The organism is Levilactobacillus yonginensis, from assembly GCF_964065165.1.
GTDB lineage: Bacteria > Bacillota > Bacilli > Lactobacillales > Lactobacillaceae > Levilactobacillus > Levilactobacillus yonginensis_A.
Genome location: NZ_OZ061551.1, coordinates 13,464 through 36,410, shown reverse-complemented (window position 1 = coordinate 36,410; position 22,947 = coordinate 13,464). Strand labels below are relative to the sequence as shown.

General features: G+C 40.7%; 24 protein-coding genes and 2 pseudogenes. 17 read left to right on the top strand and 9 right to left on the bottom strand.

The window, feature by feature from the left end; translation table 11 throughout:
* Positions 1 to 196: 196 nt before the first annotated feature.
* Positions 197 to 418, bottom strand: a pseudogene (locus AB3Y94_RS13050) (DNA polymerase); the annotation flags it as partial.
* On the opposite strand from AB3Y94_RS13050, the gene AB3Y94_RS13045 reads away from it, so the two are divergent.
* The 7 genes and pseudogenes from AB3Y94_RS13045 (at position 314) to AB3Y94_RS13015 (ending at position 8,223) form a co-directional block, all read left to right on the top strand.
* On the top strand, positions 314 to 745 hold the full coding sequence (locus AB3Y94_RS13045; RefSeq protein WP_180375296.1) for a DeoR/GlpR transcriptional regulator: 432 nt from the start codon (positions 314 to 316) through the stop codon (positions 743 to 745). The pseudogene AB3Y94_RS13050 and the gene AB3Y94_RS13045 overlap by 105 nt on opposite strands.
* Before the next feature lie 109 nt (positions 746 to 854).
* A complete protein-coding gene (locus AB3Y94_RS13040; protein WP_003596518.1) occupies positions 855 to 1,442 on the top strand; it encodes a recombinase family protein in 588 nt (195 codons plus the stop codon).
* Positions 1,443 to 1,749: 307 nt separating this feature from the next.
* On the top strand, positions 1,750 to 3,786 hold the full coding sequence (locus tag AB3Y94_RS13035; protein ID WP_044010381.1) for a KUP/HAK/KT family potassium transporter: 2,037 nt from the start codon (positions 1,750 to 1,752) through the stop codon (positions 3,784 to 3,786).
* Between the two features lie 279 nt (positions 3,787 to 4,065).
* Positions 4,066 to 5,135: pseudogene (locus tag AB3Y94_RS13030) on the top strand (IS3-like element IS1163 family transposase).
* 278 nt (positions 5,136 to 5,413) lie between these two features.
* The gene (locus tag AB3Y94_RS13025; RefSeq protein ID WP_046872111.1) at positions 5,414 to 6,118 is read left to right on the top strand and encodes an NrtR DNA-binding winged helix domain-containing protein; all 705 of its coding nucleotides are present in this window, start codon (positions 5,414 to 5,416) and stop codon (positions 6,116 to 6,118) included.
* Between the two features lie 115 nt (positions 6,119 to 6,233).
* Positions 6,234 to 7,673, top strand: coding sequence for a nicotinate phosphoribosyltransferase (locus tag AB3Y94_RS13020; protein WP_367296576.1), 1,440 nt, complete (start codon positions 6,234 to 6,236; stop codon positions 7,671 to 7,673).
* 1 nt (position 7,674) lies between these two features.
* Positions 7,675 to 8,223: a cysteine hydrolase family protein gene (locus AB3Y94_RS13015; protein ID WP_045353555.1), complete on the top strand. Its 549-nt coding sequence runs from the start codon at positions 7,675 to 7,677 to the stop codon at positions 8,221 to 8,223.
* 232 nt (positions 8,224 to 8,455) lie between these two features.
* On the opposite strand, the gene AB3Y94_RS13010 is transcribed toward AB3Y94_RS13015, so the two are convergent.
* Together AB3Y94_RS13010 and mprF are read right to left on the bottom strand one after the other, a co-directional pair.
* A complete protein-coding gene (locus AB3Y94_RS13010) occupies positions 8,456 to 9,508 on the bottom strand; it encodes an IS30 family transposase (RefSeq protein WP_275781293.1) in 1,053 nt (350 codons plus the stop codon).
* A gap of 148 nt (positions 9,509 to 9,656) precedes the next feature.
* Entirely contained in the window at positions 9,657 to 11,810 is a 2,154-nt protein-coding gene (gene mprF, locus AB3Y94_RS13005) for a bifunctional lysylphosphatidylglycerol flippase/synthetase MprF (RefSeq protein ID WP_367296575.1), read from the bottom strand.
* Positions 11,811 to 11,904: 94 nt separating this feature from the next.
* On the opposite strand from mprF, the gene AB3Y94_RS13000 reads away from it, so the two are divergent.
* Together AB3Y94_RS13000 and AB3Y94_RS12995 are read left to right on the top strand one after the other, a co-directional pair.
* A complete protein-coding gene (locus tag AB3Y94_RS13000; protein WP_003688751.1) occupies positions 11,905 to 12,192 on the top strand; it encodes a transposase in 288 nt (95 codons plus the stop codon).
* A gap of 23 nt (positions 12,193 to 12,215) precedes the next feature.
* Positions 12,216 to 13,094, top strand: a complete 879-nt coding sequence (locus AB3Y94_RS12995; RefSeq protein ID WP_010011610.1) for an IS3 family transposase — start codon at positions 12,216 to 12,218, stop codon at positions 13,092 to 13,094.
* 604 nt (positions 13,095 to 13,698) lie between these two features.
* On the opposite strand, the gene AB3Y94_RS12990 is transcribed toward AB3Y94_RS12995, so the two are convergent.
* Together AB3Y94_RS12990 and AB3Y94_RS12985 are read right to left on the bottom strand one after the other, a co-directional pair.
* Positions 13,699 to 14,067 carry a DUF5388 domain-containing protein gene (locus AB3Y94_RS12990; protein WP_020090532.1) on the bottom strand — a complete coding sequence of 123 codons (369 nt, stop codon included), beginning with the start codon at positions 14,065 to 14,067 and terminating at the stop codon, positions 13,699 to 13,701.
* A 2-nt stretch (positions 14,068 to 14,069) separates the two neighbouring features.
* Complete coding sequence (locus AB3Y94_RS12985) at positions 14,070 to 14,876, bottom strand: ParA family protein (protein WP_010010558.1); 807 nt, start codon at positions 14,874 to 14,876, stop codon at positions 14,070 to 14,072.
* Positions 14,877 to 15,702: 826 nt separating this feature from the next.
* On the opposite strand from AB3Y94_RS12985, the gene AB3Y94_RS12980 reads away from it, so the two are divergent.
* Positions 15,703 to 15,984, top strand: coding sequence for a hypothetical protein (locus AB3Y94_RS12980; protein WP_367296574.1), 282 nt, complete (start codon positions 15,703 to 15,705; stop codon positions 15,982 to 15,984).
* Positions 15,985 to 16,179: 195 nt separating this feature from the next.
* Positions 16,180 to 16,374 (top strand): hypothetical protein, encoded by a 195-nt coding sequence (locus tag AB3Y94_RS12975; RefSeq protein WP_367296573.1) that lies wholly within the window; start codon positions 16,180 to 16,182, stop codon positions 16,372 to 16,374.
* 170 nt (positions 16,375 to 16,544) lie between these two features.
* On the opposite strand, the gene AB3Y94_RS12970 is transcribed toward AB3Y94_RS12975, so the two are convergent.
* Positions 16,545 to 17,159, bottom strand: a complete 615-nt coding sequence (locus AB3Y94_RS12970; protein WP_367296572.1) for a helix-turn-helix domain-containing protein — start codon at positions 17,157 to 17,159, stop codon at positions 16,545 to 16,547.
* A gap of 145 nt (positions 17,160 to 17,304) precedes the next feature.
* Between AB3Y94_RS12970 and AB3Y94_RS12965 the strand changes: the two genes are divergently transcribed.
* The 6 genes from AB3Y94_RS12965 (at position 17,305) to AB3Y94_RS12940 (ending at position 21,083) form a co-directional block, all read left to right on the top strand.
* Positions 17,305 to 17,517, top strand: coding sequence for a helix-turn-helix domain-containing protein (locus AB3Y94_RS12965; RefSeq protein WP_367296571.1), 213 nt, complete (start codon positions 17,305 to 17,307; stop codon positions 17,515 to 17,517).
* Between the two features lie 30 nt (positions 17,518 to 17,547).
* Positions 17,548 to 17,670 carry a hypothetical protein gene (locus AB3Y94_RS12960; protein WP_367296570.1) on the top strand — a complete coding sequence of 41 codons (123 nt, stop codon included), beginning with the start codon at positions 17,548 to 17,550 and terminating at the stop codon, positions 17,668 to 17,670.
* Positions 17,671 to 17,751: 81 nt separating this feature from the next.
* The gene (locus tag AB3Y94_RS12955) at positions 17,752 to 17,967 is read left to right on the top strand and encodes a hypothetical protein (protein WP_367296569.1); all 216 of its coding nucleotides are present in this window, start codon (positions 17,752 to 17,754) and stop codon (positions 17,965 to 17,967) included.
* Entirely contained in the window at positions 17,964 to 18,797 is an 834-nt protein-coding gene (locus tag AB3Y94_RS12950) for a bifunctional DNA primase/polymerase (RefSeq protein ID WP_367296568.1), read from the top strand. The genes AB3Y94_RS12955 and AB3Y94_RS12950 overlap by 4 nt, the downstream gene beginning before the upstream one ends.
* Positions 18,757 to 20,373: a phage/plasmid primase, P4 family gene (locus tag AB3Y94_RS12945; protein ID WP_367296567.1), complete on the top strand. Its 1,617-nt coding sequence runs from the start codon at positions 18,757 to 18,759 to the stop codon at positions 20,371 to 20,373. Before AB3Y94_RS12950 ends, AB3Y94_RS12945 begins: the two co-directional genes overlap by 41 nt.
* Positions 20,374 to 20,663: 290 nt before the next feature.
* The gene (locus AB3Y94_RS12940; protein ID WP_367296566.1) at positions 20,664 to 21,083 is read left to right on the top strand and encodes a hypothetical protein; all 420 of its coding nucleotides are present in this window, start codon (positions 20,664 to 20,666) and stop codon (positions 21,081 to 21,083) included.
* 152 nt (positions 21,084 to 21,235) lie between these two features.
* Here the strand turns inward: AB3Y94_RS12940 and AB3Y94_RS12935 are convergent, their stop codons facing one another.
* From AB3Y94_RS12935 to AB3Y94_RS12925, 3 genes are all read right to left on the bottom strand, one after another.
* Positions 21,236 to 21,694 (bottom strand): phage terminase small subunit P27 family, encoded by a 459-nt coding sequence (locus tag AB3Y94_RS12935; protein ID WP_367296565.1) that lies wholly within the window; start codon positions 21,692 to 21,694, stop codon positions 21,236 to 21,238.
* A 132-nt stretch (positions 21,695 to 21,826) separates the two neighbouring features.
* Entirely contained in the window at positions 21,827 to 22,375 is a 549-nt protein-coding gene (locus AB3Y94_RS12930) for an NUMOD4 motif-containing HNH endonuclease (RefSeq protein ID WP_367296564.1), read from the bottom strand.
* Entirely contained in the window at positions 22,375 to 22,851 is a 477-nt protein-coding gene (locus AB3Y94_RS12925; protein ID WP_367296563.1) for an HNH endonuclease, read from the bottom strand. The genes AB3Y94_RS12930 and AB3Y94_RS12925 overlap by 1 nt, the downstream gene beginning before the upstream one ends.
* Positions 22,852 to 22,947 lie beyond the last annotated feature (96 nt).

Genomic DNA, 22,947 nt, shown 5'->3' with positions numbered 1-22,947 from the left:
CAGATAAATCAGCTAGATGTCTCATTAAATTAGGCTTCTGCGACGTGTCAGTATTGGTTGTAGGCTTTTTAGGACGTTTTCGATACATAGTCGATTGAATGCCTAATTCATGCATGACCTGCCAAATCGTTCGGCAAGAATGTCAATGGTCCGGACAAGAATTGTACGGTTGGACGTGCGGACGTTTTTTTGGGCTCAAATTGTCAGTGTGGTTTGTGGGATCAATCTTCATTTGCACACCGAAACCGGAGGTGCCCGCTTCTTCTGCATCAGCATAATCAATCCCAACGCTAACCACTTCACCTTGTGCTTGATGGTGACGAAGTCTGCCAGCAACCTGATCAGCAATCTCGCTAAGCACGACTTTAATCTCCTTTGCCTGCGTGTAATCACACATGAGCACCTGACTATTGCCATAGTCTTTTTTCACATTTACTGGGTGGTAACTTTAATTATGCAATCTAGGGATGCCAATGATTTAGAGGCTAATATCAAGCGAGCTTTTTCCGCTCATGCCGATGCGGTTGTGCTGTTGGTGGATCACACTAAAATCGGTAAGCATCAACTATACATGAGTGCACCAATGAGCGCGATTAACTACATTGTTACCGATAAATCGCTACCCGAAACGATCTTCAATACAGCTCGGAACAATCATGTTCAAGTTTTTGAGGGTCTAGAATTTTTGGTGTTGGAAAGTATTTCCATTCCAAAAGTACTAGGCCCTAATTTAAAAAGCCATTGATAATGGATCAAAAACGGCCAATAGGGTATACCCTATTGGCCGTTTTTGATTCTGTGCTATACTAGGAATTACAAGTGTTCATTAGAACTGTCCAAAAGGAGAACTGGAAATGGCTAAAATCGGTTATGCGCGTGTGAGTTCCAAGGAGCAACATTTAGATCGACAGTTAGCGGCTTTAAAAGACGTTGATAAATTATTTACGGATAAATTAAGTGGGGCTAACACTAATCGGCCAGAACTGCAAAAAATGCTGGCCTATATTCGTGAGGGTGATATTGTAATGGTCACTGAATTAGATCGCTTAGGCAGAAACAACCATGATTTGACTAAGATCATGAACTCCATTCAAAATAAGGGTGCCACCCTAGATGTGTTGAATTTACCGTCCATGACAGGGATTGCTGACCCCAATTTACGTCAACTCATGACCAACCTCATTATTGAACTTTATAAATACCAAGCTGAAAGTGAACGTAAGCGGATCATTGAGCGTCAGCAACAAGGGATTGCCTTAGCTAAGCAGCAGGGTAAATATCATGGGCGCAAACCCCAATATGCCAAAGATGATCCCCGTTTGCAACATGCTTTTAAGCTTTATCGAGCTGGCATGAGTGACATTGATGTGTCCCGAAATACAGGTATTAAACGGACGACCTTTATTCGATACCGTGTGAAATACGGTATTAAAAGAAAATAGGGACCCTATTTTCTTTACTTATAGTTTTGGAGGGTGTTTACTAAAGTTTTTTTCTTGGAATCTGATTCCGTGTTTATTAAACCATCGACGAGATGTCATACAAGAATGACACCCTGACTAAAGTGCTCCATAACTGTTAGATTTCTTGTCTAACAATTATGGAGCACTTTACTTTGGCCGGTTGCGGACGATCTTTTATTAGATAAAAAGTAACTAAGCCACTGCTGGCATAGTTGCTTTTCTTCGTGTTTAGGCTTACTATTTTGCAGTGCTATATTTCAATAATTAGCGTTGGAGGCAAGCAAATATGAATAAGCAACTAGAACGTGTTTCTTTTGCGGGGGCACTTGTTACTTTAGGAATTGTGTACGGTGATATTGGCACTTCACCATTGTATGTTATGAATGCATTGATTGGTGACGCCGGTAAAATGGGAAATATTTCTCCCAATTACGTGATTGGATCGATCTCGTTGATTTTTTGGACATTAATGATCATTACAACGTTGAAGTATGTTGTCATTGCAATGCAAGCCGATAATAAGCGTGAGGGCGGAATTTTTGCTTTATATGCATTGGTTCGAAAAAATTCAAAATGGTTAATTTGGCCAGCCTTGATTGGTGGGGCGGCCATTTTGGCCGATGGAACATTAACTCCTGCAGTAACTGTGACTTCAGCCATTGAGGGATTAAAAAAACAACACCTTGGCCCTGTGGTGTTTAGTAATTCTCAACATAACGTCTTGATTATCACAACAGTTGTTCTACTCGTATTATTTATGATTCAACGTTTTGGAACAGGTGTGATTGGGAAATCCTTTGGACCAGTGATGATTTTATGGTTTGGCTTTTTGGCTGTCTTTGGAATCGTTAATCTAATCAATTATCCAATGATATTGAAGGCTATTTCTCCTTATTATGCAATTAGGGTACTATTCAGTCCAGTTAACAAAGTGGGAATCTTTATACTTGGAAGTATCTTTTTGGCAACCACAGGAGCAGAGGCTTTATATTCCGATATGGGTCACGTTGGCAAGCAGAATATTTATGTAACATGGCCACTAGTATATAGTACCCTATTTTTAAATTACTTAGGTCAGGGTGCTTGGATAATTAGACATGCAGGTGATACTGCTTACAGGAACTTATCGAACTTAAATCCCTTTTATGAAATGCTCCCCGGAACTTGGCGCCTAGTTGGCATTTTGCTAGCCACACTCGCTGCAATTATTGCCTCTCAAGCGTTGATTACGGGTTCTTACACTTTAGTCGATGAAGCAATTGGCTTAAAATTTTTACCTAGAATGGTTATTAGACATCCAAGTAATATAAAAAATCAAATTTATATTGCAACTGTTAACTGGATGCTATGTATAATAACAATTAGTGTAGTCTGGTTCTTTGGTAGTTCACAAAAAATGGAGGCCGCGTATGGTTTAGCGATCACTATTACCATGCTTATGACTACTGTGCTTTTGCATGAATTCTTAAAGAAACACCTGGCTAAGGGAACAGCACTTATAATTGCCTTGTTTTTTGGTTTTATTGAGTTAATCTTTCTAATTTCAAGTTTGGTTAAGTTTATTCATGGCGGTTATGTTACGTTAACAATCATGTTGGGCATTCTTTATATTATGTGGCTTTGGTACTTTGGAAATAAACGAAGAGACCATTATGAGAAAGAAAGCGAGTATGTTTCACTTCTTGACTATCGTGATCAACTCTCTAAATTAAGCGCAGACAATACAGTACCTTTGTTCACGACTAACTTAGTGTATATGACTAAAATTAAGGGTGATTACCAAATTAAGCGTAGTACCATGTATTCTATTCTCGACAGACAACCTAAAAGAGCTAAAGTTTATTGGTTTGTTACAGTCAATGAAACCAATGCACCTTATGAAAGTAATTATACAGTTGATTTACTTGAGACGCATAATGTTGTTAACGTTCAATTTTACTTAGGGTTTAGGAAATCTCAATCCGTTAGTGTCTATTTACATCAAGTTGTAAATCATCTAGTGGAACAAGGTATTTTAGAACCACAAATACCCACGTATTCAACAGAGCGACAACGGAAAGTCGGCGACTTTAAGTTTGTTATTATAAAGGAACAACCAGCAGATTTAATTGTCAATGATAAGTTAAGCTCGTTAGATAGAAGATTGATTGGCGGGCGCATCTATTTGCAGAAAATTACGGCCTCACCTATTTCATGGTATGGTTTGGAGTTTAGCAATGTCATAGAAGAAAGTTCTCCGTTATTTATTACTCAAGATCAGGATCAATACTTAATCCAAAAGAAAATTTATCATCGAGGCAGATTAAGTAAGACTGAAAAATGAGTATGCAGTAGTTTAAGTGCAACAACTAAGTTAGAAAAATTATATTTAGTTTTAATTAATGGTCTGATCTCAGTACTTTACTGAGATCAGACCATTTTTATTCATCGAAATGCGTTTAGTTGAAGGTAGTATGAAATCATGGACACGATTTAGTATAATTCCATAATAGGAAGGATTGTGTTTTTATGACCAAGAAAAAGTTGCTCCTATCCTAGTATTTGGTACATAAATTTCTGAACAGTTGTGCCATAATTAATAAAACAAGATAGGAGCATTCCAATGAAACGATATCAAGATGATTTTAAAGCCAGCATTGTGAAGATGCATCGTGAAGAGAAAAGATCTATTCGCTCGCTTTCCGAGGAATACGGTGTTTCTCCAGCCGCAATTCATAACTGGGTTAAAGGCGCTAAATCAGTTGAGCTAGAAGACGGTACTGAAGTAACGTCCAAAGAATTCAAACAACTTCAAAAGGAAAATCAGCGATTAAAGGAGGAACTTGAAATTTTAAAAGCTGCGGCGGTGTTACTGGGAAAGCATTAGGACGAATTAATTGCCTTGTCTTCATAGAAGATCAGTTATTGCGACACCGCTTATCAATTATTCTTTCGGCACTGAAATTACCGCGCAGCACCTATTACCATTGGAAAAGATATCAACCTAGTCAACACGAACGTGTTGATAATCAGCTCAAAGAAAAAATTAAATTGATTTGGGAAAATAATTATCGTGCCTATGGTTATCCACGAATAACGATGGTGCTTCGCAAGTCAGGCATCTGTGTTGGGTCAAAACGAATTTTACGATTAATGAGGGAAATGGAGATTCACTCTTTAATGAATCGGCGATTTAAAAAACCTGGCACTCATGTGGATCATTCACAACGCCCCAATTTAATCAAGCACCAGCCCAATGCAAGGATATGGCGTGCTGACATTACTTATTTGGAATTACGTCCAGGAACCTGGGTTTATCTCAGTTCTATTTACGAACCAAAGGTTCATCAAGTTCTTGCTTTCAAGATTGGTCGTCAGATGGAGGCGACGTTAGTTGTAGAAACGATTAATCAGGCGCTTGAATGTCATCAAAAGCCACAATATTTTCACTCTGACATGGGTTCACAGTACACCAGCAACGAAGTTGAAACTTTACTTGAACGGCATCAGATTAGCCACTCATACTCAAAATAAGGTTATCCTTATGATAATGGGCCAATTGAAGCTTTTCACTCATTGTTGAAGAGAGAGTTTGCCTTTCAAACAACTTTTTCCAATTTTGAGGACTTGGTAATCCGAACCTCAAATTACATCAGTTGGTTTAATTCCGACAGAATTAGAACGAGTGTTTAGAAAAAGATGTGCCATTTATTGACATAGGAGCACTCCGCCACCCCAGTGTTGCTTGACACGTCGATGTCACTAACGATACCAAAGTTGAATATATGACCCGCATTGCCGTCGGTATTTTCTGGAATACTTTTTGCTTATGGTTAGCCCAGCCGACGTCGATCACCATTCAAAATTTAGCAATCCTCGTCAAACATGATTTAAAGCAACTGGGCAATTACTAGTGGCCGAGAAATGCTAAAATAGAGTTGAGTTAACAATTATGAAGGGAGGAGCGTCAATTGGATAGTGAAATTATTGCCCGGCCATTGGTGACCATCACCAACGTCATTTGGAGTTTTAATACTGAATTACACCGACCACAATTACTATTGATTAAGCGGGCAGATGAACCTCTAAAGGGACATTGGGCCCTCCCCGAAACCCTCTTGCGGAGTAAAGAGAGTGCCGACGCGGCCTGCATTCGTCTAATTGACGATAAAATTGGCCTGCAAGTTCCGATGAATTCAACCGAACAACTGGCCACCTTTACAGATTCCAAGCGGGTTACGGGAACTCGGGCACTGGCACTCGCCTATATGACCTATTTACCATCAACCCCAAAATTGCATCCAGGGTATGGGGCCACAGATGCCCAATGGTTCGTGCTTGATAAAGATCAGGGCAACTATGTGATCACCCATGACCAACAGGAGATTATCCTAAGTCCCGCCGGTCACCTGGTCTTTGATCATATTCAAATCATTACCACCGCCATTAATCGGATTAAAAACAAGCTGGACTATCAACCCCAAATTCTTCGGATCTTAGGTAATACCTTTACCCTGCGCCAAGCGCGCGAAGTCTTTGCGGCTTTCTTAGGTACGACAATTGACAAGATTGATAATTCCAACTTTAAGAAAACTCACAACCACCTCTTCAAAGAAGTCGGGGCCGCCACTTTGAACCATTCTGGGCGGCCACCAAAGCTCTACCAACTTAACTAAAGGGCATCATTTGCATTTTGCTGCAAAGTATTTATACTAGACGTAAATAAAAGTTAACCATACTTTTATTTTTAGCCAAATTAAAGTAATTTTTACTTAAAAGGAAGTATTTAAGATGAATCTACAACTATTAACCGACTTATATGAATTTTCCATGGCCAATGGGTACTACGCTACCCTACCCCATGATCGACAAGCTCGCTTCGACGTCTTTTACCGCCGGGTTCCCGACAACGGTAGTTTTGTCATTGTCGCTGGTCTCCAGCAAGTGTTAGAACAAGTTCAAAATTGGCATTTCACTAAGGAGAATATTGAATACCTGACCTCCCTGAATGAATTTACTCCCGAGTTTTTGGATTACCTGAGCAAGATTAAAAATCACTGCTCGATTAAGGCTTTACCAGAAGGAACCCCTGTTTTCCCACGGGAACCAATTATTTCAATTAGTGGACCGTTGATTGAAGCCCAGCTGTTAGAAACCTTTATTCTAAACATCATTAACCATCAATCATTAATTGCGACGAAGTCTTGGCAAATCAACCATGCCGCTCAAGGCCGACCAATTATGGAATTTGGCGCGCGGCGGGCGCAAGGCCCTGATGCCGCCACGTATGGGGCGCGAGCCGCGGTGATCGGCGGTTGTACCAGCACGTCGAACTTACAAGCAGCCAGTAAATTTAATATTCCCGCGGCCGGCACAATGGCACATGCCTGGGTCGAAAGCTTCTCTGATGAATTAAGTGCCTTTCAAGCTTGGGCCAAGGTTTATCCTGACAAAGTTTCCTTGCTCGTTGATACTTATGATGTCTTGAAGTCAGGAGTGCCGAACGCGATTCGGGTCTTCAAGCAAGTTAGCGCTCAAGGGCACCAACCAGTCGGGATCCGGATAGATTCCGGTGACATTTCGCAATTAGCCATCAAAGCCCGGAAGATGCTCGATGATGCTGGCTTCCCCAAGGCAAAGATTACAGCTTCAAATGCCCTTGATGCGCATGTAGTTAAGTCGTTGTTGGATGAAGGAGCTCCAATTGATAACTTTGGGATTGGGGAACGTTTAATTACCAGTTCCTCCAGTCCGGTATTAAGTGGCGTTTATAAGCTCGCCGAAGAAAAGATTAATGACCAATGGATCCCAAAAATTAAGGTTAGTGATAGCAGAGAAAAGATCACCCTGCCTGGTAATAAGCAAGTTTACCGGATTTACCGGCAAGATAACCTTCATCAAGCGATCGCCGATGTGATTGCCCTGGCTGATGAGCACATCACGGCTCCATTGAAAGTGGTTAATGCTACTTCGGCAGCCACGCACGCCAGCCAAGTTCTGACTAACTTTAATGCTAAGCCATTGATGCAAGAATATCTGGGTTCCAATGCTTCCCCAATCGAAAATGATCTCTTTAAGATTCAGCAATTCTCAATGGATCAAGTAGCAGAATTACCAGAAGCCACAAAACGGTTAGTTAACCCCGATCGGTACCCAGTTTACTTAACAGCTACATTGGCTGAATTGCAAGAACAGTTAATTACTAAAGCTCAATTTACGGAGGAACATTAAGATGGCTAAAGCGCTCTTAATTATTGACTATACAAACGACTTTGTGGCTGATAAGGGATCACTAACGGTTGGCAAGCCAGCGCAGACGTTGGCCCCAGAAATTATGCGGTTAGCCGATCAATTCTTAAGCCAGCATGATTATGTGATCTTTCCCACTGATGGTCACCGGCTTAATGACCCATTCAATCCAGAAACCAAACTATATCCGGCCCATAATATTATTGGGACGACCGGTCAGAAACTATACGGCCAAGTCGGCAGCTGGTTTGATCGACATCATGACGATTCCCATGTCTACAAATTCAATAAGAACCGTTACTCCTCCTTCCAAAACACCAATTTGGATAACTACCTGCGGGAACGGCGGATTGATGAAGTCTGGATTGCTGGTGTCTGCACTGATATTTGTGTCCTCCACACCGCAATCAGTGCCTACAACCTGGATTACCACATTGTGATTCCACAAGCAGCCGTGGCCACGTTCTCACCAGCTGGTGCTGAATGGGCGATGAATCATTTTAAAAACGTATTAGGGGCCACAATTCGATAATTCACTTTCAAATGATTATCAAAAAAACCACGAATTAACTACAAAAAATTCCCTTTGCTAAATGCATTGGGAATTTTTCTTTTGTCGTTACCTTTCTAGGGTAAAAGGTAACATTTTATTTTCAAATACAATCTTGAAAATAAAATCGTAAATTGCAAGAACAAGTTAGCCAGTCGTTGAGGACAATCCCAGAACAGGCCGTTATCAAATAGAAGTTGTGGCGCTAGAGAGACTACTGGGCCATGCGGCGAACGCGCCGAGCTTCGGCCTCAAAGTTTTGCTGGAGTGTGCAGTAGCCCTGTTGTTTGCGAGGCAACTGATTCAAGCGGTCTTGCGTGGCCTGCACTTGACTAGGGCTAATGTCATCTAGGGACATGCCCTTAGGGAAGTCCTGGCGGATCATCCGGTTATGTGCCTCGTTGGTGCCACGGTCGCAGGACGTGTAAGGATGGGCGTAGAAGATCTCAGTTTCCGTCCCAGCAAAAGCAGTATTTAAGGCGGTGAACTCGGGTCCGTTGTCTGCTGTGATGGTCTTGATGCAAGCTCCCCATTCGCGCTTGATTCCACGCAATGCATAGCTCACAGAGTCTGCATCTCGTCCTTCGATCAAGCGGAGAAGTTGGCAACGGGTCTTGCGCTCAATCAGAGTCAAGATGACGCTCTCCTTGCCATTGCGTTTACCGACAATGGTATCCATCTCCCAGTGACCGAACTGCCTGCGTCGTTCAACGACCTTAGGCCGTTCCTCGATACTGCGGCCAGCCAGGCGCTTAGCCTTGGTGTGGTGCTGGTGAGAGGTCTTCCGCTTAGTCTTCTCCAACAGGTCGATATTTCGAATCTCTAGGCGTTGGTCGTCAATGTACTGGTACAAAGTCGAGGCACAAACAAGCTCTTCAGGAGTAAACAGCTTGTGTCGCTTGGCATAGCCGATTGAAGCATCCGGCGACCATTTGTCCTGCTTAGCTCGCTGTACGTACCAGGCTAAGAAGACCTGTACACTGGCGAACTTGTCAGGACGATGGCAGCTCAAGCGTGCAGTCTCGTAACGTGCCTGAGCAGCCTCTGGTAGGTATTGTCGATGGTAGACGCGCTTGCCATTACTCTTCTTGACCTGATCTACTGTACCTCGCTTGATTTCATTATTAATGGTCTGTGGGCAGACGCCAATTTCAGCAGCAATCCAACGATTGGACTTCCCAGCTTGGCGGAATCCGGCCACTTTTCCGCGCTCGAGTGATGTTAAGTGCTGACCTTTTTGGCGGTGTGTGCTATCCTGTTTCTGCATCAAGACAACATCCTCTTCCATTGTTTGTGTAGGAACTTCAATGATACAGGATATCTGTTCTTGATGTTTTTTATTGTCCAAAAAATTTTGAGACAGTGGCTAGCTTGATTCTAAAATGCGCGTCTTATCAACAACGTGCATGATTCAGTTATTTCAATCGTTTCAACAACCATACTGGCCGGTGCCGCTCAGACTTGTGCACCCGGGTATTAACGACTTGTAGCAATTGTAAAATGGTGAAAATTAGTGAATTACGTTTTCGGTACGCAATGTACTTCGGTTCCCACTCGGTTACATACTTCTCTTTGTACGACCGTAATCCCTGAAAACCATATAACTGGTAGCCATATTCGTAAATTAAATGAGCAATTTTTTCTTGAATAAAACTGTAGCGTGAAACCCCCACACCGGATAACGGTGCCATTCCCATATTGAAATAAGCATAGCCATCGTCACGCGCCTGTTCAAATAGGTGCACAAAGACCGTGTCCATAATGCCGGATGGCGCCGATTTGCTTGACCGCATTAAGTCAATTGAAGTCGTCTGATGATTTCCCTGCGGCATAATATTCGCAAACGCGACAATTCGGTGGTCAGGATCATAAACGACCGCTACGGGTGCCTGATTGAGATACTGCTCATCAAAAAATCCGAGCGAGAATCCTTTTTCCGTCTCACCTGCTAACCAACTATCCGAAACAGCTCGTAATTCAGCCATAACGTTGGCACTGAACGGTGGCTGCAAGATGGCAAACTCATAGTGATCCCGGGTAAACTTATTCATTAGGGCCCGCTCACCCCGTAGCCGTTTACCAGCCAAACTAAAGTCTGCCAATTTGACGTGCCCTTCTTCACCAGTTTTGATAAAGTCAAAGCCCATTTCGTGTAGGCGCATCGTCAGCATCTCACTAATTTCGTAAAAGACTAGCGAGCAACCGTCACTATCTGCGTCATCCAATAACTGTTCCAAGGCAGCTTGTAATACCGCTTGATTACCGAATGGCTCTCCCATAATGATCAGTTTATCAGCCTTCTGTTGGTATAAGAAAATCAGTTGATCGACCCCATCGACTTGATAGTAATATGCTAACTTATCATTCAAATAAGCCAAATGTGAGATTTCATTGCCGCCATAAGTTTCGATCACTTGTTTGACCCGAGCCGCATCCGTTTTTTGACGCAATCGGACGTTATAGCCACTCGCAAAGTAGCGGTACATAATAATCAAAATCATTGCCGCTAAGACTAACCCAATCACCCCAAATAACCAGAGCTTTTGTGATGGGAAGAACAGAGCTTCAGGAACCGCATGCTGATGATGAATTTGGGGCGCATTATAGACCCCCACAATCGTATACAAGATAAAGGTCACCACATACACGCAGCTGACCCACAACGTTTGCTCCCACGAAAAAGCCAACCGATCACGATAATAAGCATGCCGCGACAAAGCCACTAGCGCTAGAATCACAATCAAGAAAATCACAAATTTCATCGAAATTGCATCATAAACGACGAGCCAGCGAATCGTATTCAAAATTGCAATCAGCAGGACAATCACCGTTGGCCAAAAAGCTTTTTTGACCCGGCCAGCAGTTCCCAACGCCACCCCAATCAGTAAGAAGGCCATAATAATACTGCTGGCCTGATTAATAAAGAAAAAGGTGTACGGATAAAACTGTAAGAAGAGTTTATTGCTATATGCAAAGGTAGGGACCGTTGACATCAACAACATCAGAAAACCAGAAAAGTAGAGAAAAACCGTCAGTACCATCTGAGCAACACGTTGTAATGCCTGCTTAGGAATACCCGCTAAGCGCACGTTTAAGCGATGGCCGGTGTCATGGATGAATAAGACCAGCCCGATGGCAAACGGGATAATATAGTAGAATAACCGGTAAAATAAGAGCCATACGACGGCGTCTGGTCGAGAAACTCCGACCGCACTGAGACCAAAAATCATGAAAACGTCGAATGACCCAATACCACCGGGTACCATTGACACTTCACCGACAACCGAAGCAATCACGAATAACGGCACGACTGCTGCAAAATCAATGGGTAATCCCATAAAGTTTCCAATTAATAAGAAGAACAGCACACAGCCAGTCCATTCACCAAACGACCCACTCAATAACCGAACGACGTTGCCGAGCGTAAGGCCATCGAAGAATTCCGAATCGTTGACCCGTGTAAAAATAAAGATAGCTGGAAAATACAGTGCACCACCGACGAGCCAGATCCAGTAACTGCCATACATGTTCCCAATGCCAAAGCCATAGACTAGCACGAGTGAGATCATACAATATAATGACTGGGCCTAGAATAAAAAGTGTACAAGTTAAATAGAGACTCTGATTTAGTATAATTAAGGAAGTAAATTGGAGGATCAAATAATGACGAAGCACAGTTATGACAAGGAATTTAAGGAACAGGCCGTTCAGTATTACTTAGATAACAAGGATCACATGACCATGAATGAAATAAGTAAGAATCTAGGTATTGGGGCTAGTACATTACATAAATGGATTAAGCTGTTTACTGAGACTGGGGAGTTTGGCCGTGGCTCTGGTAATTTTGCCAGCGATAAGGACAAGGAGATTGCACGACTAAAGCGTCAACTTCGTGACGCTGAAGGAGCGATCGAAGTGTTAAAAAAATCAATCGGGATTCTGAGCAAGTAACTACCGAAAAGGTATACCAAGAAATGGACGTTCAGCACGCTTTGGAATCCCACCCTTCCATCAATGGTATGTGTGATTATGTTGGAATCTCAAGAAGTGGTTACTATCAACGAGAAAAGCGTCATAATCACCAATCACCGCGAAAGCTTCGGAAGAAGTTTATTCAAGGTGAAATTAAAGCAATTTGGCTCAAAAGCCTTTGTATTTACGGTGCCGGCAAAATCACCCAAGAACTTCGCTCAAAAGGATATAAGATCGCTGAACGAACTGTTGGTAAGTATATGCGTGAACTTGGCATTCACGCCGTTTACCTAACCCCTTGGACGACTACCACTCGCAATTCTAAGTTTGATAAACAGCTAATAAATATTTTAGACGAGCAGTTCAATCCATTGCGACCAAACGCCGTTTGGTGCATTGACACCACTTATATTCCAGTTCATGACGGATTCGTTTATTTAACCAGTATTATGGACTTGTACTCCCGACGGATCATTGGTTGGGACTTATCTGAAACCTTGGAGGTATCGAATGTCATCCCACTTATTGAAAAGACTAAGCACAGTCGCCATATTAGCAAGCCATTAATCATGCACAGTGATCGTGGTAGTCAGTTTACGTCTGAAGCTTACAATCAAGTTACAGCTAACATGACATTAAGCTATTCAAAGAAAGCTTATCCTTGGGATAATGCCTGCATTGAGTCGTTTCATGCCTTGATTAAGCGTGAATGGATAAATCGGTTTAAAATCCATTCATACTCCGAAGCTAAACGACTAGTTTTTCAGTACATTGAAACGTTTTACAACACAGTTAGAATTCACAGTCACTGTGGATTCAAATCACCAAAGCAACTTGAAGATGAGTATCAAACTCAAATTCAAAATTTAGTCGTGGCATAGGACAAAAAAGTCTCTATTTAAATTGTCTATTTTATTGACAGGGGACCATAGACAAGACAAAAGCACGTCAAGCAACGATCAATTAGTTAATATACTTAGACGCCAACTTGACGAAAAGGATCAACAGATAAACAAATTTCAAAAATTATTAGACCAACAACAGCAATTAAATTTATCCAGTCAGAAATTACTTGAAAATCAAAAGTCAGAACAAAATATCAAAAGCAACACCCTACAAAGCCGTGAGAACGATTCTAAGGACGATAGCAATGATTCATATACAAATATAAGCAAGCAAAACGAAAAGCCCTCTAATGAGACGAGAGAGAACTTTTGGAAACGGTTGTTTAGATAGGTTGTGAATATTTTTTGAGTAGTATGGGTGGCTTTTTTGCGTAAGTTAAGTGACAGCATTGATTGATTGTTATATGATTGTGTATGTCCTAAATGGACACAAGCAACGCTCCTAAGCAAAGCCTGTATGTACTGATTTCAGAAAAGCCCTCTATTCCGCATAATAGAGGACTTTTTTGTGTGCATTCTGCTTAATTTAAACGGACAAGTATACGTCTAAAAGCTGAACGTGTTGTCTGAGAGCGCGATATTATTTTCCCCTAGTTCGGGCGTCTCTACTCTCCAGAATATCTAATTGAAAAGTAAATTTTCGCTTGTCTTCAGCGTCTAAAGAATCAATGAGATAGTCTAATGCGTTATCAATGGCATCTTTTTGAGATTTATATAGACCAATTCCAGATAAAGCTTCCGCTTTGTTCTTAATATGGTTGTTGATTCTAACGTTAGCATAAAAAGTAACAGAATCTGCAACGCTTTTTCCCGGTTTTGATGGTTTGCCATTATTACTTTTAAGATCATCTGTAGTAAAGGTGTTTTTGGGTTTGATATCTTGTCCACGATCAAGTGGGTCCGTCTTTGGTTGTTTTTTTAGATTGGGATTGTTTAATAATCCGCTCATTCCTATTCACCAGCCATTCTGCTAAATATTTCATCAGTAACGTTGGAGTATACGTCTTGAACTGCTTTATCAAACTGATCTTTAAATGTCACCCCGGTTACATCATATCGTTTTAAGCGTTCCATATTTTTAATTGTTATGTCAAAAATATTTTCTTTACCAAATATATCAATTGCTTTAGCTAAGGTGCTCTTATCGACAGGGGCACCATTTTTCAGCAAAACCGGCAATATTCCTAGTAAATCTAATGTCGGAGCGTGGAATTCATTGATAATTTGATCTTGCATGTATTTGATGAATGCCTGGGCACCCTGAAGCGATCTTTCCTGAGTTTGAAGAACGACAATCGCGTAGTCTGTCATATATAATGCGGTATCTGTGATTAGGCTAATTGTAGGTGGAACGTCTACCAACAAGTAGTCGTAGTCATCTTTCCACGGATTTATTAAGGTAGACAAGTATTTTACACGATCGGTGTAGTCAGAAATTATATTCTCCATATATCTAGGATATAAAGAAAAGTCAGCTGAGGATGGAAGAATATCTAAATTTTGGATTACGTTGATGATAGCTGGTTTGAGGTTTTTGTTTTTAATTGCGGTCATCAAGGTTTCATCAAAAGAAGTTACTTCACCGCCGACGTTATTTTTAGTTTTTAAATATAAATTAGTGGCGTTAGCTTGAGGATCCAAATCTATTAATAGTGTTTTATACCCACGACGTGCCAACTCGATACCAGTCATTGTACTATTAGTTGTCTTGCCAGTCCCGCCTTTAAAGTTTGAAAATGTTATGACTTTGCTATCCAAAATATCACCTCATAAATATGTAGTGTAATGCTCTTAAAGCATAGCACAAAAATTAGTACATGTATACAAATACAAGTGTGTAAAAGTAAAAATGTATACATGAGCTCTATGTAGACTGCAATATAGGCGTTTTTAATGAGTATACAAATACTAATTTTTACATTAGTATTTGTACTAATGTAAAAATGTATACATTTTTTAAAAAAGTGTTGATTTCCTTTATTGAGAGAAATACAATTGTACTTGTAAGTGAATACAAAAAAACACCCACCGACGGGAATCGGTGAGCGCCACATAAAAGTCATCGCTATTTAATGACTATTATATCATGGCCGGTGCGATTTTTAAAGCCCTAGGGGACAAGCTGGGGTCTAAATCCAAGGGGACACGTTTGCCAGTGCGACTTCAATAAGTCTGGCTATACCACAACAAGGTCATCTGTACGGCTGGGTGGTGAATGGTGAGCGCGACCATTAACGGCGCGGGTGGTAAAACGAAGCTTCGGCTTGGTGCCATTGATTAGTTGGTGATCGAACAAAAATAAATACGTATCATCAACGCCTTCTAGGGCGTTTTTTAGTAGGTTAAACCGAAAACGTAGGTTTATAATGAGTGGTGGTAGCAATACCGCAATTGTACAGACAAGCGACGGGCGTTAACGACCGACGAACTAAGGGGAAACTTTTAGTAGTAGAATTGTACTCTGGTTCAGTTATTCCAAATAGCTGATTCCAGGGAACAATTCTGCGCTCAAAACGTCACTCCCTCTAAACTGAATGGAAAACCGTAACCCGTCAAGACAAATTCCAAAGAAAAAAGAAAGTTGGTGGAATTGTTGGAAGGTAAGGATTACATTGTTCCATTGAATCCAGATGTGATCGTTAAGAAGACAATCTATCGGAGTTCTGCAAGAATTACTGATCGACAAAGGAACCAAGTGAAGAGAGTTTTGCGTAGTCAAGGGTATCAGGGAAGAATTAGTAGTATTCGATACACTCGGGTAAATTACAAGTATTCCTTTAAAGTATCAGTGAAGTATCGGGGAAGTGTTGGCAAATTTTTGGTTAATACAAAGAATGAGACAGTTGAATTTAAGGGAATGGCCTAGACGTAATACCAGTAAATTTCACAAAATTTCTTTCCCCAATTAAAGCCAATCTGCGACCTATACCACTTCTTTTTTGGACAAGTTCACAATCAAAAAAGAACGGAATGTGGAAGTACCGCGGTGAATGTGGGTTACTTGGGATAAGCCGCCTTATGTAAAGTAAGAATCGGTATAGCTAATAGATGAGGTGATCACATGATTAATTGGGTTAATATTGCAGTTTTAATTTCATTCTTAATTTTAATTGGGGTTATTTGTCTAATTGTGGGATTCTGGCATGATTTTAAGGACTTAACCGTTATTCAAAAGACCGGTATTATCTTGTGTGTCATTGGCTACGTCGTTCCTGTTGTGTTAAATCAGGTAATGAGAATTTTTCACTTGGAGTAAGAGGTAGGTATATTAGTTATTGGTATGACATTGATGTTACTCTTGCGGCCAATAATGGTCCTGCTATTGATGACATTGTAAATGTTGACGAGTGGGGAATTGAACGAGAAGAAGAATAATAATTAATAGTAGGCCAGTAGATTACTTAATTGTAGTCTGCTGGCCTATTTTTATTTACCATTGTTTCTTAGTTCTCGAATTGTTTTTATTGCACCAAGTAAAACAATATTTTCTACTTTGGTTAGATCTTTTGAATCTAGCATAATTTTATGATTCCCATCTTCGCAATCTTCTAAGTGGATGTTATTTCGCATTAATTTATATTGATACAGCAATTCGTTAACTGTTTCTAATTCTGAATTATCCCAGTTTTTATAAGCTTCGTTTGCAATCCTTTCCTCGTTATTTTCATCTAAATTAATGGTTCCTGTATATCCTAAAACGAGTTGCAAAAAGTCGGAAAATTTCACGTTAGGTAATGTTTTGGTGATTTTCAGGGCGACACGTGGATCAATCTTTGAATATCCGGCTGTGCTACTTAGTAGCTTAAACATGTCACTTTGGTTAGCTTTTGTAGGAACTGTTAAGCCAGTTGCTAGTTTTGATACGGTTTCCATACTTGGCTTTCTTTGCTGGCTGAATTGTTCTAGCTGTGAAATGTATGGTGTTGATACGCCGGAAAGTTCAGATAATTTTCTCAAGGATAGCCTTTTTTTGCCTTGATAAGGTGTGTGATTACGAATGAATTTTAAAACTTCCGGGAATTTATAATCAAAGTCGTTCATGATATTACTCCTTTAGTTCAAGATGAGATAATTATCTCATAAACATCAGACAAAAACACGTTTTTTTGACAAATGTATGCTAAACGTTTGCAAGCAAAATCTCAGTATGCTATCATGCTTCTTGTAGATAGGAGGTGACGATATTTTGAAGTGCAAGATTAAAAATTCCAAACTAGCAAAAGAAAGCATTGCTTTACAGGGCCTAACCCAATCCAAAATGTCTGATATTACGGGGATTAGCGAGTCATTTTTATCTCAGGTATTAAACGGAAAAAGGACTTGCACGGGGCCAACAGCTATGAAAATAGCTGTTGCGTTAAATAGCGATGTGAAGACACAATTTGATGCTTTTGTCTGATATTATTTAAAAGCTTGATGAGGTGGCCCTATGAATTTGGTCAGTTTATTGTTAGTCGGACTTTTTGCCAGTTATTTTCTTGGCATTGCTACGGCGTTAGTTGGAATGAAGAAGGCATACAAAAAAGACCTACTTAGCTTTGAACGGCAGTAGGTCAGATAATTAGGGATGGGATGTATGTTTCCCCTTAATTATAACACGTCACTACTGTTTTGATGAAGGGAAAAGATAAAAATGAATAAAATAGAGGACTTAGATGATTTAGCGTTTGAATCAGGTACGTTAGCCAACGCATTGGGAGCCTTAAGTCAGTTAGCCAGTGATAATTTAGACAACGATATAGATAGGGTTGGTGACCTACGCGGGTTAATTACAGTAATAAATCAATATGCTGAAAATCACTACACAAACGTGGACAATTTTAATATGTTTGGTGGCGATAAACAATGAAGGAATTCGCTTCGTTGTATGTGGCACTTGATTTAGTTGAAAGCGGATATGAAATTTACCCTTTATCAGCTAACACGAAGACGCCACCTAAGGGCCACCACGGATATTTAGAAGCCACCAGAGACAAAAACACCATTATGGACTGGTTTCAAAGTAACCCGGATTACAATTTGGGATTGCGGTTAGACACGTCCCATTTATTGGTGGTTGATGTTGATATTCACGATTCTACTAAGAATGGAAAAGATAGCCTGATGAAATTACAGCGCCAAGGTAAGTCACTTTCACCAGATACGTACATTGAAAAGACAGCCAGCGGTGGTCTCCACTACTTCTTTAAGTATACCGGAGACAAAGTGCGCAAGGTCGATAATTGGCCGGGCATTGATCTGCTAAGTGATTTCACAGTGATTGCACCAAGTGAAGTTGATGGTGCGGCTTATGCACCCTTATCTGGGCGAACATTGGCTGATATTCAACCGGCGCCTAATTGGTTAGTTGATGAATTAAGCACCAATAGTTTGAACGGTGCGTCAGAACACGCCTATACAACGCGCTTAAAGAAATATACGGGGCGCTTGTTAGATGAAATGGTAACCGGGACAACCCAAGGCAATCGGAATGCTTGGTTAACTAAAATGATTGGAAGATTGTTTGTTACCGGCGCCGAGCCAGAAACTGTTTACGAATTAGCTTGTTCAATCAATGAGCGATTTATTGATCAGCCACTAGAAACGAAAGAAGTTACCACGATTTATAACTCGATATTGAAACGGGAGATGAAGCAATTTGAACGAAATTCCGTCAGAAACTCAAGAATTGCTGGCTAATTACCATGATAAGAAGCGGTTATCCGTAGTTGTATCAAAAGACGGCAACGCCATCGACGAGGGATTAACCCCAATAGATGTAAATTTCATTGAAGCTCCCGATGATACCACTTTAAGAGATCCACAGGCGTTATCTGATTTCAATAAAGAACTCAAAGAAAGCCTGCCATCATGGATTAACGCATATTACAAGGTTGAGGGGAAGGGCGATCCCAAGCCTGTTTTTAAAGTCTTTGTTAGTGAAATAGTTTTAGGCGATAAACTGATTAAGCATGATCATCTAACTAGTTTTCCAATGCTAAAAGAGGGTGCTGTCTACCTTGATATTACCGGGACTTGGCGAATGTTTAAAGATAAAGAAGCCGTTACTTACATTGAAAGCCGCCTGACGCATATTCTAAAGCCGTGGGGCGTTTACAACGATGGAAACATTGGTAGGGTGCGGCGCTACACTCAACGCTTCATGTATCAAGCTAACCAGCGAGACAACCCATTTGACCATGCTAACCCCAATTTAGTTGCCTTTAGAAATGGCACGTTCAACATGGCAACCGGAAAACTGGAATCTAAGAACCCTGAAAACTATTTGCTGAACGGCCATGATTATGACTTAGACGTTAGTGGTATGATGACACCCCGAACAGACGCATTACTTCGAGATATGGTCGGCAATGCTGCCACATTCTTAAAGGAGTATATCGGCTATGGTTTCTACCATAGCTACCGACCGTTTCAAAAAATGGTGTTTCTTAGTGGTAATGGTGGCGAAGGTAAGACAACATTTCTCATTGATCTTCTCGCCCAGACACTTTACGGGGCTGACAATTATGCGGCCGTTCCGCCTGATGAATTGGCTGGCAATGACGCACGTTTTAAGCCAGCACAATTGTATGGCATGGAAGCCAATATTGTTGCCGATATTCCTAAAGGATACCTTAGCAACACGGCTGTTTTGAAGAAGCTAAGCGGGGGGGATAGCCTTGACGCGGAATTCAAGGGTATGCAAAACTTTACCTTTATCAACTACGCCAAGATGATTTTCAGCGCGAATGCCTTACCATCATTTACCGACTCATCCAATGGCATGACGGACCGGCTGGTTCTAATCAAGTTCATCAACGGCAACACCCGAACAGTCAATAAGGATTTTTGGAAAGAACATGATATGCAACTCGTCAAGGATGAAAGAAGCGCATTCGTGTACCAGTGCATTAAAGCATTCATGGCGGCCATGAAACGAGGTTCACTGACTGAAACGGACGATATGAAGCTTGCTCGTGACGAGTGGGTAGAATTGAACGACCACTTCGGCCAATTCATTGAAGAAGCTTGTGAGATTGATATCAGCAAGGACGAGGGCGATTCTAGTAAGAGTGTAGTTGCTGAATATAAGGCGTTCTGCTCAGAAAACAACTACTCCGATAAGACTACCGCACAGACGATCACCGAAAACCTGAAAGCGTATGGGGTGCAAAAAGTTAGAAGCCAGCATGGAATGCACGACCACAATTTCATTTGGCGATTTAGAGGATTAAAGCTCACAAAAAGCTATATCAACCCAGCATTTGAGGAGTAATATCCAAAAGCATATCCAATGTAGTATCCAGAAAATTCCTTAGAGCCACAAGGGACTATCCATAATATCCAACCTTAAACTCATACTAAGAAAATAAATTCTAAAAAATAATAGAATATATATTATTATGCGTGCGAGGGGGTACCCCATAAATGTTGGATATTATGGATACTATGGGTGAAAACGTTGATATATAGGCATATTTGATCTATAAAAGTTGGATATATGTTTGGATACTACTATCCATAATTTCGGTAACAACCCGCTAAATACACTAAGGAGATTACAAAATGAAAATCAAGTATCCTAAGTTAGTAGAAAAGGCCTTTGATATTTTAAACGAATCGTTTCCATTAGATATGACTAAAGCAAATAGCATTAAAGCTGATATTTACCGAGAATTAGTTGCTGAGGGTGTTTTGGATAGTAATGGGTGTCCAACACAATTGGCTTTTGATAAGGGCCTCATTGATAGCGGCCAACATCAAACATTAGCCGAATATAAGCGAGAGTTTCCACAGTTTAAGGGATTTTCCTCGGATCATTTCAAGTTTACGACTGCCGGTTGGGGAGTAGACAACTATGTTATGCGGTCATTGGCTTACAAGTCGTTAGCTGAAAGTGATAATGAGTATGATCGGCAAAGGGCACTGAATACGTTATTTCAGATTGAAGAAATAGAAAGGGAGACCAACAATGATGAAAACTAAGATTGTTCATGGCAATAGTGTTGAACAAATGCTTGAAAGAGCTAAGCAACTTGATGAGTCTTTAGGAGTAGATTACGAATTGATAGACACCGAGACGGACTTCGTCAAGATTAGTGACAATGAAATATTTTGCATTTAAGAAGTAGTCTTTTTTACCCTCCCAAAAATTCTCGCATACGTTCATCAACGCTTCGCTCATCCTTGTGGTCATCTAAGTTTAACTTGAGTAAATCACTACGTGACTTAGGAGATAGTCCCAATTCAGCGCCTAGTTTAGTCAGATTTTTAACCGCTGAATCGTAAATTTGAGTCATAGGATTACGCTTGTATCCCACGAAGTCTCGACCAATTTTTTTACCGGTCTGATCTTGTAACGTTTTATAGATTGCTTGGACTTCACCGTTTTCCTGGATATGTTTATACGCATTGCGGTAAATCTCATACTGAGAAGCATATTGTTCCACAAGCCCGCTATCAATACGTCTAACTGGGGTGTTATCCTCTAAAAAAGGCACTAATCGACGCCAAACGACCTTAGCTTGCCGTCCTAAGTAAGCTGGCGGTGTGCGCGTTAATTGACCATTGTTGACGTCTTTATCCGTTTTCTTCATTTTCTCTGCCTCCTTTCATTATTTCGTGACCCCCCTACCTAAAAATTTTAAAAAAACGTTTGCGTCACAAAATGAGGGTTATGTGCGGCTCTCCTTGCTTTGAAAATAGGCGGGGGGGTAATTTTTATTGTTTTATTTCGGCTGCAATCTTTCAAAATACCAACTAAATTTTTGTCCTTTAAAAAAGTAGCTTATTTTTCCTTCTTTCAAGCCTTTAACTATTTTGTCTCTACCAATATGTAATTCTGAAGCGGCCGTATCTTTTGAGTAAAACAGGCTGCTCTCGTGAGTTAAACAATTAATAGCTTTAAAAGGCTCTCCTTTGGTATGCGACAATTTAACATTGTGATCTCCATAATTGACATTATATTTTCTTGAGCACCATTCAAGATTAGATGCTCTATTGTTTCTAGGATTCATATCTTTATGGTTTATTTCAAGAAAACTATTAGGATTGTCAACGAATGCCGTTGCCACAAGTCGATGAACATAACATCTTCTTTTAGAATTAGGCTTGCAAAGCATAACACTGTAATAACCATTTCCATTATTAGTAGGGCTTAGAACCTTTCCCCAAGTTATTCGTCCTAGTCTATCAAAGCGGTCTAAACTTCTGATTCTGCCATATGAACTGACCTCATAAAGATTCTTGTAATCGTCAACTGTCTTCCAGTGTTCCATTAAATATGTTCCTTTCTCATTAACAAAACTATCTTCTTAATATCATCTACTGGTTTTGCGTCTGTTAACACGTTGTCTTTCCCACATCCGTAATACTTTTGCTCAAACCGAGTTTTAAGTGCGTGACACTGTCTGCATATAACAACAAGATTATTTATGTTAGCTTTATCATTTGGAAAAGCTTCTATAGGTCGTAAATGATCCACTGTCTTAGCAGGTGTGATAACGCCTTGCACTTTACAGTAAGCACATAAGTAATGGTCACGCTCTAGGACTTGTTGTCTTAGATGTGACCATTGTCTTGTACGATAGAAGTTGTATTGCTGGCGCTTAGTGTCATCACGATTACGTGTGACCGTGTTGTACTTGTGCGTGTAATGCTTATCGTGGCTACGTGCCCAACGCTCACGGCTTGCTAGGTACTCTGCTTCATGTTCATAGTGTTGCTTGCAATAATGATCAGGGAAGTTAACCATGGCATGGCACCCTGGCTGTCTACAGCGTCTTACCCTTGGCATGATCATCGCCTCCGTCTAATTGGATTGATTACATACAACGCTAGTGTTCCATCT